This window comes from Bradyrhizobium sp. AUGA SZCCT0105 (assembly GCF_018129565.1).
Taxonomy (GTDB): Bacteria; Pseudomonadota; Alphaproteobacteria; order Rhizobiales; family Xanthobacteraceae; genus Bradyrhizobium.
In genome coordinates this window covers 1,385,828-1,398,536 of sequence record NZ_JAFCMK010000002.1, presented here as the reverse complement: position 1 = coordinate 1,398,536, position 12,709 = coordinate 1,385,828, and the positions used below count along the sequence as shown (strand labels likewise).

The window sequence follows — 12,709 nt, the reverse complement described above, 5'->3', positions numbered from 1 at the left end:
CAATCAGCTTTCCGGTACGAGGAAGATCGCTGCCAGCGGCGGAATGGTGAGGCTCAGCTCGGGCGTGGCGCCCTCCGAGGCGCGGACCTCGCCGATATTGCCGACATTGGTGCCGCCGTAATGGGAGGAGTCCGAGTTGAACACCTCGTGCCACTTGCCCGCGAACGGCACCCGGACGCGATAGTTGCGATAGACGTTGGGCGAGAAGTTGAGGACCACGAGGCAGCGGGCCCGCGCATCGTTGCCCTTGCGGATCCAGCCGAACACGTTGTTGCCGGCGTCGTCGGTGATGACCCATTCGAAGCCGGCCTGGTCGCAGTCGAGCTCGTGCAGCGCCGGCAGCGCGCGATAGAGCCGGTTGAGGTCGCGGACCAGGTTCTGGATGCCGCTATGCCTCGGCTGTTGCAGCAAATGCCAATCGATCGAGTGGTCGTGATTCCATTCGCGCTCCTGGCCGAACTCGCAGCCCATGAACATCAGCTTCTTGCCGGGATGCCCGAACATGAAGCTGTAATAGGCGCGCAGATTGGCGAAGCGCTGCCAGTCGTCGCCGGGCATGCGGCCGAGGATCGAGCGCTTGCCGTGCACGACCTCGTCGTGGGACAGCGGCAGGATGAAGTTCTCCGAGAAGGCGTAGTGCAGGCCGAACAGGATGTCGCCGTGATGGAATTTGCGGTGGATGGGATCCTTGCTGATATATTTCAGCGTGTCGTGCATCCAGCCCATGTTCCACTTGTAGCCGAAGCCGAGCCCGCCATATTCGACCGGCCGCGACACCTGCGGCCACGCGGTGGATTCCTCCGCCGCCGTCATCGCCTGCGGGAAGTGCGCGTAGAGTTCGGTGTTGAAGCGGCGCAGGAAATCGATCGCCTCGATGTTCTCCCGGCCGCCATATTTGTTCGGAATCCAGCCGCCGGCGGGACGGCTGTAGTCGAGATAAAGCATCGAGGCGACGGCATCGACGCGCAGCCCGTCGATGCCGTAGCGATCGAGCCAGAACAGCGCGTTCGACACCAGGAAGTTGGTGACCTCGGTGCGCCCGTAATTGTAGATCAGCGTGCCCCAGTCGAGGTGACGGCCCTGCAACGGATTGGCGTGCTCGTAGAGCGCGGTGCCGTCGAAATTGCCGAGACCGTGCGGATCGTCGGGGAAATGCCCGGGGACCCAGTCGAGCAGCACGGCAAGCCCGGCGCCGTGGCAGGCGTCGATCAGCGCGGCGAAATCGTCGGGCGAGCCGAAACGGCTGGTCGGGGCGAACATGCCGGTCGGCTGATAGCCCCAGGAGCCGTCGAACGGATGCTCGGTGATGGGCAGGAATTCGATATGGGTAAAGCCCATATCGCTGGCATAGGCGGGAAGCTGCTCCGCCATCTCGCGATAGGTCAGCCACTCATTGCGGCCCTTGCGGCGCCACGATCCGAGATGAACCTCGTAGATCGACATCGGCGAGCTCAGGGCGTTGACGCGATCGGGCGCCGGGCGCGGATGCGGGATCTTGCGCTCGTCGATCACGATCGAGGCGGTCTTCGGACGCACCTCGGCGGCGAATGCCAGCGGATCGGACTTCAGCGGCAAATGCTGGCCGTTGCGCCCGATGATCTCGAACTTGTAGTGATCGCCGACGCGTGCGCGCGGGATGAACAGCTCCCAATAGCCCGGGCCGCGCACCCGCATCGGATGCCGCCGTCCGTCCCAGAAATTGAAGTCGCCGACGACGCTGACCCGCCGCGCATTGGGCGCCAGCACCACGAAGCCGATGCCGTCGACGCCGTCGAGCGTCATCGGATGGGCGCCGAGCGTGTCGTAGACGCGCAGATGCGTCCCCTCGCCGAGCAGATAGAGGTCGAAATCGCTCAGGATCGGCGGAAAGCGGTAGGCATCCTCCAGTTCGACGACGTTGTCGCCGAAGCGGGCGCGGAGCTGGTAGCGCGTCGAGCCGTTCGGCAAGGGACCCGCGAACAGGCCGGCGTCATGGATTTTGGCCAGCGGCGCCGCCTCGCCATGCTCGCCGATCGCCTCGACATTGGAGGCATCAGGCAGGAAGGCGCGCACGACATTGCGATCCCCCTCGGCGTGAAGTCCGAGGTAGTGGAAGGGATCGGAATGGCGGCCCTCGATGATGGCATAGGCCTCGGCGGGCAATTTATTCATGCAACCTCATGCGGCTGTTGGGCCAGGAGTCTCAACAGGCCAGTCAGTGGGACGCGGAGCCAATCCGGCCGATTGGCCAGCTCATACTCGATCTCGTAGAAGGCTTTCTCAAGCAGGAAAAAGTTGAGCAGGCGATCGGCCGCCCTGGCGTCGGCGGGCCACAGCCGCTGGCCGGCCGTGGTCTCGCGATAGGCCGCGAGCAGGGCATCCGCGGCCTGGTCGCGCCATTCGGCCAAAGCGAGGCTCAGCCTGCCGCTCTCGTCGGGGGCGACCTTGAGGGCCCGTTCCAGCGCGACGGTCGCCGCATAATCGATCGAGCGGATCAGGCCGGCGACGTCGCGCGCCGGCGGCGCTCTGCGCCGCCGCTCTGCGATGGTGCGGCCCGGTCCGCCGTCGAAATCGATGATGAAGACGTCGTCCTTGACGACCAGCAACTGGCCGAGATGCAAATCGCCATGATGGCGGATGCTGAACCCGTCGGTCTCGCGCGGCAGCAGCGCCTTCAGCCGCTCCGGCAGCATGTCGTGCTGGGCTTGCAACTGATCGGCCAGCAGCCGGTCGGCCTCTTTCAGGGAGCCGCGCCGCTGCTTCAGCGTGTCGAACACGCGTTCGGCGCGGGCCATGATCTCGTCGCTCCAGCGCTGCAGGTCTTCGGGCCTGGTCGGTTCGGGCGCGAAATCCGGCAGGTCGCGGTTGCTGGCGAGCGCGATGTGCAGCTCGGCGAGGCGCTTTCCGCTGTGCGACAGGTGGCGCAGATAAGTCGCATGATCACCGTTCTCATCGGGATTTTCGCTCGCCGCCAACAGGCGCTGCCGCTCGACGAGGCGATCGAGGTGGGCAGCGGCCACGGTCCAGAGGTCGCCCTGGTTGACCACCATGGCGTGCAGCACCGCGATCGCGCTGCGATTGTCACCCTCCACCAGTTCCGATGTGCCGAGCAATGCGGGTGTGTTGGGGAAATTGACTACTTCGGTGAGGAAGCGGCCCATCTCGATCTCCGGATTGATGCCGACCTCGAGCTTCCGGTAGATCTTGGTGACATACTCATTGTCGACCAGCGCGGTCGAATGCGGCTGATCGTTCTCGAAGACACGGATCCGCTCCGGCTGCCGCACCGGGCGGTCGGAGAAGCGGCTGGTCGGCCGGAATTCGAGCTTCAGGCCCTGCTCGCCCTCGTCGACGGTGAGATTCTCCCTGAGATTGCGCAGGAACAGGCCGGTGAAGATCTGGTCGGTTGAGACATCGAGCAGCGTGCCCTCGCGCGCGCCCTGACGGATCGCGGCAAAGGCGCGCGGGTTGTAGCGCTCGCGGTCGAAGCGCACCCATTCGATCTGCATCGGCAGCACGTAGCGGCTGGTGGCGCCGCGCTCCGTGGTTTCGAAGAAGATCAGCCAGGGCCGGTTATCGCCGATGTCGCAGAACGGGACCGCGGACACCAGCGTCGGTTGGATCGCCTTCGGGGAATGCTCCGGGTACCAGCGCGAGCGGGCGAGATGGCCGGGCAGCACGTCATGCTCGAACACGCCGCGCTCCCGCGCCAGCGACGTCCAGGTCGAACCGAGCGGCACGACCAGCGTCTCGAACTCCGGCACCGCCCGCGGCTTCACCGGCTCGGACTTGTCGCGCTCCTGCAGCTGGAACCAGTAGAAGCCGTAAGGCGCCAGCGTGATCATGTAGGGCAGCTCGCCGATCGCCGGGAAGCGCGTGCGTCCGAGCATCTCGAGCGGAATGCGGTCCTTGAAGGCGGAAAGATCGAGCTCAGTCGCCTGCGCCGAGCGCGACAGATTCGCGACGCACAGGATCGCCTCGCCCTGATACTGCCGGACATAGGCGAGCACCGAGCGGTTCTCCGGGCGGATGAAGGTCATGGTGCCGCGCCCGAAGGCGAGCGTCGACTTGCGCACCGCGATCAGCCGTTTGGTCGCCGACAGCAGCGACGAGAGGCTGCGCGACTGCGCCTCGACATTGACGGCCTCATAGCCGTAGACCGGATCCATGATCATCGGCGCGTAGAGCCGCGCCGGGTCGGCGCGCGAGAAGCCGCCGTTGCGGTCCGGCGACCACTGCATCGGCGTCCGCACGCCGTTGCGGTCGCCGAGATAGATGTTGTCGCCCATGCCGATCTCGTCGCCGTAATAGATGATCGGCGTGCCCGGGAACGACAGCAAGAGCGAGTTCATCAGCTCGATCTTGCGCCGGTCATTGTCCATCAGCGGCGCAAGGCGGCGGCGGATGCCGACATTGATGCGGGCGCGCGGGTCGTTGGCGTAGGTCGACCACAGATAGTCGCGCTCGACGTCGGTGACCATCTCCAGGGTCAGCTCGTCGTGATTGCGCAGGAACAGCGCCCACTGGGCGGCTGCCGGAATGTCGGGCGTCTGCCTGAGGATGTCGGTGATCGGAAAGCGGTCTTCCTGGGCGATCGCCATGTAGATGCGCGGCATCAGCGGGAAGTGATAGGCCATGTGGCATTCGTCGCCATGGCCGAAATATTCCTGCACGTCCTCCGGCCATTGATTGGCCTCGGCCAGCAGGATCTTGCCCTTGGCATAGGCGTCGAGCTCCTGGCGCAGCCGCTTGATGATGGCATGCGTCTCCGGCAGGTTCTCGTTGTTGGTGCCGTCGCGCTCGCAAAGATAGGGAATGGCGTCGAGCCGGAAGCCGTCGACGCCGGTGTCGAGCCAGCGCTTCATCACCTGCACGATGGCACGCACCACGCGGGGATTGTCGAAGTTCAAGTCCGGCTGGTGCGAGAAGAAGCGGTGCCAGTAGAACTGGCCGGCTTCCGGATCCCAGGTCCAGTTCGACTTTTCCGTGTCGGTGAAGATGATCCTCGTATCGAGGTATTTCTGGTCGGTGTCGCTCCAGACGTACCAGCTGCGCGCGCTCGAATTTGGCGGGCTGCGGCGCGCGCGCTTGAACCAGGCGTGCTGGTCCGAGGTGTGGTTGATGACGAGCTCGGTGATGACGCGCAAGCCGCGCTTCTTGGCCTCCTGGATGAAGCGCTTGAAGTCCTTCATCGTCCCGAAATCGGGATTGATGTCGCCATAGTCGCCGATGTCGTAGCCGTCGTCGCGGCCGGGCGAGGGATAGAACGGCAACAGCCACAGCGCGGTGACGCCGAGCTCCTGCAGATAGCCGAGTTTATCCGTCAGGCCTGCGAAGTCGCCGATGCCGTCATTGTTGCTGTCGGCGAACGCCTTGACGTGCAGCTGGTAGATGATGGCGTCCTTGTACCACAGCTGGTCCGCGGTCTCGGTCGCGACCTTCTCCTGGCTATTGACGGAGGAGAATACGTTCATGACGGCTCCTTCAGGCGACACAGCGCAACAGCAACGCGGGATCGCGCGCAGGATCCAGACGCAGGCGGATGCCTCCCCATTCGAGCGCATGACGCTCGCCGGTGACGAGGTCTTCCACGGCCGTGACGGGGCGCCGGGCATCGCCAAGGCCGACCGTGACGTCGCCGAGCGGAAGCCAGACGTCGCGGGGCTCGGACGATAACGCAATCGCGGCCGCGATCACATTGCCCTGATCGGCCGCCGCCTTGACGAAGCCGATCACGCCGCCGTCATCGACATTGATAAAGCGCAGATTGGCGAATTGTTGCAGGGCTGGATTGCCGCGCCTGATTTGGTTGAGGGCCGCGACATAGGGCTTGATGTTCCCGGCCTGATCCCAGTCGCGAACCCTGATTTCGTATTTCTCGGAGTTGAGATACTCCTCGCGGCCGGGCACCGGCGTGTGCTCGAGCAATTCGAAGCCGCTGGTGATGCCGTAGTTGCTTGAAAGCGTCGCGGCCAGCGCGAGACGCGACTTGAACATCCAGGATTCGCCGCTTTGCAGGTGGAAGGGCAGGATGTCAGGTGTGTTGACGAATAAATTCGGCCGAAAGAAGTCGCGATCGGGATAGGATATCAACTCGCCGAGATACTGTTCGAGCTCGGAACGCTGCGTGCGCCAGGTGAAGTAAGTGTAGGACTGCGTGAAGCCGAGCTTGGCGAGACCCTTCATCAGTTTCGGCCGCGCGAACGCCTCCGAAAGGAACAGCACGTCCGGATCGCTGTCCTGCACCTCGCGGATCAGCCATTCCCAGAATGCCAGCGGCTTGGTGTGCGGATTGTCGACCCGGAAGATATTCACGCCCTGTTCGACCCAGAACAGCACGACATCGCGCAGCGCGCGCCATAGCGCGGCTGCGTCCTTGGATCCGAAATCCGGATTGACGACATCGTCCCAGCGCTGCGGCGGATGTTCGGCCGTGCGCATCGATCCGTCCGGACGCCGCTTGAACCACTCCGGATGCGCCGTCAGCCAGGGATGATCGGGCGAGCATTGCACGGCGAAATCGAGCGCCACCTCGAGGCCATGGGCCTGGCATGCCGCCACGAAAGCGCGGAAGTCGTCGAGCGTGCCGAGCTCCGGATGCACGGCATCGTGGCCACCCTCGGCCGCACCGATCGCATAGGGGCTGCCGGGATCGCCTGGCTGCGCGATGGCGGCATTGTTGCGGCCCTTGCGATGGGTCCGCCCGATCGGGTGGATGGGCGCCAGCAGCACGACGTCGAAGCCCATCGCCGCGATATCGGGCAGCCGCGCGATGCATTCGTTGAAGGTCGCGTGCACGCCGGGTGTCTTGCCCTGGCTGCGCGGAAACATCTGGTACCAGGCGCCGCTGCGCGCCCGCGGCCGGTCCGCGGTGAGGGGATAGAGCTGCGATCGCACCAGGTCGCGGCGAAACTGGCTGGCGGCCATCGCCTCACGCAATTCGGGTGCGAGCAGCGCGCCGGGCTCGCCGGTTTGCAGAAAGATTTCGCACTGCCTGATGATGATTGCGGCTGCGGCCGGGCCACCGGCCTGCGCCCGGGTCAGCATGCCCGCGCCTTCGACGGCATCCAGCGTGTGGTCGCCGCCGTCCCGCTGCTTCTGCTCAAAGCGATGCCGCCAGCTGGCGAATTCGTCGGTCCAGGCCTCGATCGCGAAGCTGTAGCGGCCGGGCCGGTCGGGCACGAAGGCGCCGCCCCAGCGGTCGTCGCTGTGCGGCGTCATCGGCGCGTGTTGCCATTCGCCGTCGCCCTCATGCCGCCACACCAATGCCGCTGCGATCACATCATGTCCGTCACGATAGATGTCGGCCCACACCTCGACAGCTTCGCCCGCGATGCGCTTGACCGCAAAGCGGCCGCCATCAACCGACGGATAGACATCGGTAATATGAAAAGTGCTGTGGGCACTCTCGACAGGCCGGGCGGTTTTGTTCACGGTGATGCCGCCATTGAATAGGCAAATGAAGTCCCGGCGCCGGGAAGGAGGCACGCCAGACCCATATAGAAAGCCGCTCGCCGGGCAATGGTTCCCGGTGGGAACGCCGGATAGGGTAGAGCGTTGAACATCAACTATCCCTTTCCCGTATCTGTACAATTTAGCAACGATCCCAATACCGTTGCGAGCAAGCAGCGTGCCGAATGGACCTTTACGCCAAAGCCCAGACCCTGGGAATCCAGACCGAGTATATCGATGGTAGCGGTCACCGCCGTGTGACAACCCCCGAGGCGCTGACGGCGATCCTCGCGGCGCTGCCGCCCCAGACGCCGCGTCGGATGATCGCCGATCCCGTGGTCGTCAGAGGCGGCCATGGCGGACAGACGCAGCTCTCCGAGACGGCCCGGCTTCCGGTGCAATGGAAGCTCACCAACGGCACTGCGGTGCTCGCGCAAGGCGAGGCGCATGAGCGGAGTGTGATGTTGCCGTCGGGCCTGCCCGAGGGCGTGCACCGGTTGCAGCTCAAGGACGCATCGGGCAGCGAGGAGCTGCCGCTTCTGGTGGCGGCGGACGGCGCATTCGGCGGCGCGTTCGACCGCTGCTGGGTGATCGCGGTCCAGCTCTATGGCGTGCGGTCGGCGCGCAACTGGGGCATCGGCGACTTCACCGATCTGCAGGGCCTGCTCGAATTCGCCCATCGGCTCGGCGCCGACGGCATCGGGCTCAATCCGCTGCATGCGCTGTTCGACGATCGGCCTGGCGATTGCAGCCCATACTCGCCGAACAGCCGGCTGTTCCTCAACGCGCTCTATGTGGACGTCGCGAAGATTCCCGAATTCTGCGCCGATGCCGAAACGCAAGCCGCGCTGGCGCAGCTCCGCAGCCGTGACATGGTCGATTATGTCGGTGTCGCGGCGCTGAAATGGCCCGCGCTGCGCGCGGCCTTCGCGGCATTCAAGGCCAATCCCGGCCTCGGCCGCTGGCAGGATTTCGAGGCCTATCGCAAGGAGCAGGGCGTGCTGCTGTCGCGCTTCGCCTGCTTCGAGGTGATGCGGCACAAATTCAACACGCCGTGGTGGGAATGGCCGGACGAATGGCGGCAGCCCAACGATACGGCGTGCGCGAAATTGCGCCGGGCGCGCGACACCGCCACTGAGGTCGAATTCGTGGAATTCGTGCAATGGACCGCGGACCGGCAGCTCGGCGCCTGCCAGGCGCTCGCACACAAGCTCGGCATGCGGGTCGGGCTCTATCTCGACGTCGCCGTCGGCGTGCAGTCGGATGGCTTCGACGCGTGGAATGAGCAGACCGCGATCTCGCGTCATCTCGGCGTCGGCGCGCCGCCGGACCCGCTCAACACCGCGGGTCAGGACTGGGGGCTTGCCGGCTTCAACGCCGCGGGCCTCGAGCAGCGTTCGTTCGAGCCGTTCAGGCAGATGCTGCGCGCCTCGATGCACCATGCCGGCGCGATCAGGCTCGACCACGCCTTCGGGCTGAAGCGGCTCTATCTGGTCCCGCGCGGCTTCGGCCCGGCCAATGGCGCCTATGTGCTGATGCCGTTCGAGGCGCTGCTGGCGGCGACCGCGCAGGAGAGCGTTGCGAGCCGCTGCGTCGTGATCGGCGAGGACCTCGGCACCGTGCCTCCGGGCTTTCGCGAGCAGATGAACGGCTGGGGCATCTGGTCGTATCTTGTGATGATGTTCGAGACCGACGACCAGGGCGTGTTCCGCAACGCCGACTACTATCTGCCGAATGCGCTGGTGACGTTCAACACCCACGATCTCTCGACCTATGCCGGCTGGCGCTCGTTCAGCGACCTCAAGACCAAGCGCGCGCTCGGGATCGATCCCGGTGAGACCGACCAGGGGCGCTGGGATGCGCTCGGCCATCTCGACGACGTGCTGCGCCGGCACGATATCCACCACAATGATTTCTATTCGGTGGTGAACTTCATGGCACGGACGCGGTCGCGGATGATGGCGGTCTCGATGGAGGATTTGCTTGGCATTGTCGAGCAGCCGAACATCCCCGGCACCGTCTACGAGCATCCGAACTGGAAACGGCGGCTGCCGGTCTCGATCGAGCATCTCGCGTCGGCGATCGACATCGACGCGCTCAAGCGTGCAACCCGCGAGCGGTCGCACGCCTGACAACGCGGAGCACGGCGGTGGCCTCTCGAATCGAAGACTATGGGCTGATCGGCGATTGCGAAACCGCAGCGCTGGTCGGTCGCGACGGCTCGATCGACTGGCTGTGCTGGCCGGCGTTCGATTCCGACGCCTGCTTCGCGGCGCTGCTCGGCACGTCGCGCAATGGCCGCTGGCTGCTGGCGCCCGCTGGCGAGATCAAGCGGATCTCCCGCCGCTATTGGGACGATACGCTGATCCTGGAGACTCGGTTCGAGACCGAGGACGGCGTGGTCGCGCTGATCGACTTCATGCCGCCGCGCGGCAATGCCTCCGACGTGGTCCGCCTGGTTCGCGGCATCAGCGGCCGCGTCAAGATGCACATGGAGCTGGTGATCCGCTTCGGCTTCGGCGTCGATGTTCCCTGGGTGAAGAAGAACCCGGACGGCGAGGGGCTGCTGGCGATCAGCGGACAGGACATGACCCTGCTGCGCACGCCAGTGAAGACATCGGGCAAGGACCTGACCACGATCGCCGATTTCGAGATCGGCGAGGGCGACACCGTGCCCTTTGTCCTGACCTACGGAGCGTCGTATCAGCCGGTGCCGGAGCCGATCGATCCCGAGGCCGCGCTGAAGGATACCGAGGACTATTGGAAGGAATGGTGCAGCCGTTCGACCTATGACGGCAGCTATCAGCGCAGCCTCGTGATGCGCTCGCTGATCACGCTGAAGGCACTGACCTTCAGGCCGACCGGCGGCATCGTCGCGGCCCCGACCACGTCGTTGCCGGAAAAGCTCGGCGGCGCGCGCAACTGGGATTACCGGTTCTGCTGGCTGCGCGACGCCACCTTCACGCTGCTGGCACTGATGAATTCGGGCTACACCGAGGAAGCGGCCGCCTGGCACAACTGGCTGCTGCGGGCCGCGGCCGGTGCTCCTGCCGACATGCAGATCATGTACGGCATCCTGGGGCAGCGGCGCCTCCTGGAATGGGAAGCCGGCTGGCTGCCCGGCTATGAGGGGGCGCAACCGGTCCGCGTCGGCAATGCCGCACATGCGCAGCTGCAACTCGACGTCTACGGCGAGTTGATCGACGCCTTCCACCAGTCCCGCATGGCCAAGCTGAAGCTCGATGATGAGAGCTGGTCGCTCGAATGCACCGTCGTCAGTCATCTCGCCGATGTCTGGGACCAGCCGGATCACGGCATCTGGGAGCGCCGCGGCACGCCCAGACACTACGTGTTCTCCAAGGTGATGTGCTGGGTCGCCTTCGACCGCGCCATCAAGAGCGCGGAGCGGTTCGGCTTCAAGGGGCCACTGGTCAAATGGCGGGTGCTGCGCGAGGCCATCCATCGCGATGTCTGCCGGCAGGGCTTCGATCCCGATCTCAACAGCTTCGTCGAGAGCTACGGGTCAAAGCTGCTCGACGCCAGCCTGCTGCTGCTGCCGTCGGTAGGCTTCCTGCCGCCGTCCGATCCGCGCATTCGCGGCACGATCGCTGCGGTCGAGCGGCACATGATCCGCGACGGATTCGTGCTGCGGCACGATCCGCGCGAGGTGTCTGACGAAATCCAGCCGATCGAGGGCGCGTTCCTGGCCTGCAGCCTCTGGCTCGCCGACGCCCATGTGCTGGCGGGAGATCTCGACAAGGCGCAAACCATGTTCGACCGCGTCGTCGCGGTCGCCAACGATCTCGGGCTGCTGGCGGAGGAGTTCGACTCCGGCGCCGGCCGGCAGACCGGCAACTTTCCGCAGGCACTGACCCATATCGCGCTGATCAACACGGCGCACAATCTCAGCGCCGCCAAGGCCGACGCCGAGAAGCCGGCGGTGCAGCGGTCGACCTGATCGCGGTCTAGCGGCCCATCGTCAGCACCGTCTCCATCGCGCGCGCGAAACCGTCGTGCTCGTTGGTTTCGGTGACATGCGTGGCGCGCGCCTTTACGTCATCGCTGGCATTGCCCATCGCGAACGAGACGCCGCTTTTCGCGAACATCGGCAGATCGTTCTGCATGTCGCCGATCGTAGCGACATTTTCGAGCGATATGCCGAGGCGTCTCGCGATGTCCTCGACGAAGGTGCCCTTGTCGTGGCCGGGCGGGGTGACGTCGAGATAGTAGGTCTGCGAGCGGACCGCGGTCGCATCATTGCCGACCATCTGCTGCATCTCCGCCTCGCAGCGCTGCAGCAGGGGCGCATCCGAGCTCGCGCCGACGATCTTGCAGGCCTGGTCGAGATAGGGCGTGAAATCGCCGACGATGGTCGGATCATGCTTGATCGCGCGCTTTTCGTGCGCGTTGTACTCGCCGTCGGGATTGCGGGTCAGCCAGCGGTCGTTGGTGAACAGCCAGATATCGATGCCGCGCTCGCGGAGCAGGTCGATGCTGCGTTTGGCGACGGCGGCCGGGATCAAATGCTGCTCGATCGGCTTCAGTTGCGGATCGACGATCGAAGAGCCGTTGAAGGCGCCGATCGGCAGCGTGATCGCGAGCGGCGCGACCAGGAAACCCATCCCGATCGTCGGCCGGCTGGAGACGATGGTGAAGCCGATACCGGCCTCGTGCAGCCTGCGCACCGCGGTCATGGCGTCGTCGGTCAAGGTCTTGTCCTTGGTGAGCAGCGTGCCGTCGACATCAGATACGACAAGGGCGATGCGGGTCATGGGCGGTCCAGCTTCAGTTGACTGACAATGTCTTCGATGATGGTGTCGACCGAACGGTCGATCGCAACCGTGATCGGGCGTTCGTCCGGCGTCGGCGGCTCCAGCGTCTTGAACTGGCTGGCGAGCAGGCCCGGCGGCATGAAATGGTCCTTGCGCGCGGCCAGCCGTGTCGCGATCAGCTCCTCTGTGCCGTCGAGGAAGACGATGCGGATGTCGTCGCGGCCATGCACCAGGACGTCGCGATAGGCGCGCTTCAGCGCGGAGCAGGCGATGACGGCCCGTTCGCGGACGCCGCAGGTGCGGTCGATCTCATTGGCGATGGCGCGCAGCCAGGGCCAGCGATCCTCGTCGGTGAGCGGCTGGCCGGAATGCATCTTCGCGACATTGCTCGGCGGATGAAAGCTGTCGCCGTCCTCGAAGCGCCAGCCGATCCTGATCGCCAAGCGGTCGGCGATGGTGCTCTTGCCCGAGCCGGAGACGCCCATCACGACCAGTGCGCAGGGGTT

General features: G+C 65.2%; 7 protein-coding genes. 2 read left to right on the top strand and 5 right to left on the bottom strand.

Features of this window, described 5'->3' with window-relative positions; translation table 11 throughout:
* Positions 1–3 precede the first annotated feature (3 nt).
* Genes glgB through JQ573_RS15655 form a run of 3 tightly spaced genes read right to left on the bottom strand, consistent with a single transcriptional unit; the run spans position 4 to position 7,413 of the window.
* Complete coding sequence (gene glgB / locus JQ573_RS15665) at positions 4–2,151, bottom strand: 1,4-alpha-glucan branching protein GlgB (protein ID WP_212310691.1); 2,148 nt, start codon at positions 2,149–2,151, stop codon at positions 4–6.
* A complete protein-coding gene (gene treS, locus JQ573_RS15660; protein WP_212310690.1) occupies positions 2,148–5,453 on the bottom strand; it encodes a maltose alpha-D-glucosyltransferase in 3,306 nt (1,101 codons plus the stop codon). The genes glgB and treS overlap by 4 nt, the downstream gene beginning before the upstream one ends.
* 10 nt (positions 5,454–5,463) lie before the next feature.
* A complete protein-coding gene (locus JQ573_RS15655; RefSeq protein ID WP_212310689.1) occupies positions 5,464–7,413 on the bottom strand; it encodes an alpha-1,4-glucan--maltose-1-phosphate maltosyltransferase in 1,950 nt (649 codons plus the stop codon).
* A 203-nt stretch (positions 7,414–7,616) separates the two neighbouring features.
* Between JQ573_RS15655 and malQ the strand changes: the two genes are divergently transcribed.
* Positions 7,617–9,563: a 4-alpha-glucanotransferase gene (gene malQ, locus JQ573_RS15650; protein ID WP_212310688.1), complete on the top strand. Its 1,947-nt coding sequence runs from the start codon at positions 7,617–7,619 to the stop codon at positions 9,561–9,563.
* A gap of 17 nt (positions 9,564–9,580) precedes the next feature.
* Entirely contained in the window at positions 9,581–11,389 is a 1,809-nt protein-coding gene (locus JQ573_RS15645; protein WP_212310687.1) for a glycoside hydrolase family 15 protein, read from the top strand.
* Between the two features lie 7 nt (positions 11,390–11,396).
* Here JQ573_RS15645 and JQ573_RS15640 read toward each other — a convergent pair whose 3' ends face one another.
* Both JQ573_RS15640 and JQ573_RS15635 read right to left on the bottom strand, forming a co-directional pair.
* Positions 11,397–12,203, bottom strand: a complete 807-nt coding sequence (locus tag JQ573_RS15640) for a Cof-type HAD-IIB family hydrolase (protein ID WP_212310686.1) — start codon at positions 12,201–12,203, stop codon at positions 11,397–11,399.
* Complete coding sequence (locus JQ573_RS15635; RefSeq protein ID WP_212310805.1) at positions 12,200–12,688, bottom strand: gluconokinase; 489 nt, start codon at positions 12,686–12,688, stop codon at positions 12,200–12,202. Before JQ573_RS15635 ends, JQ573_RS15640 begins: the two co-directional genes overlap by 4 nt.
* Positions 12,689–12,709 lie beyond the last annotated feature (21 nt).

Bases quoted from the DNA above. Each gene is read 5' to 3' on its own strand.
- glgB (WP_212310691.1), bottom strand. From the start codon at position 2,151: ATGAATAAATTGCCCGCCGAGGCCTATGCCATCATCGAGGGCCGCCAT.
- treS (WP_212310690.1), bottom strand. From the start codon at position 5,453: ATGAACGTATTCTCCTCCGTCAATAGCCAGGAGAAGGTCGCGACCGAG.
- malQ (WP_212310688.1), top strand. From the start codon at position 7,617: ATGGACCTTTACGCCAAAGCCCAGACCCTGGGAATCCAGACCGAGTAT.
- JQ573_RS15640 (WP_212310686.1), bottom strand. From the start codon at position 12,203: ATGACCCGCATCGCCCTTGTCGTATCTGATGTCGACGGCACGCTGCTC.
- JQ573_RS15635 (WP_212310805.1), bottom strand. From the start codon at position 12,688: ATGGGCGTCTCCGGCTCGGGCAAGAGCACCATCGCCGACCGCTTGGCG.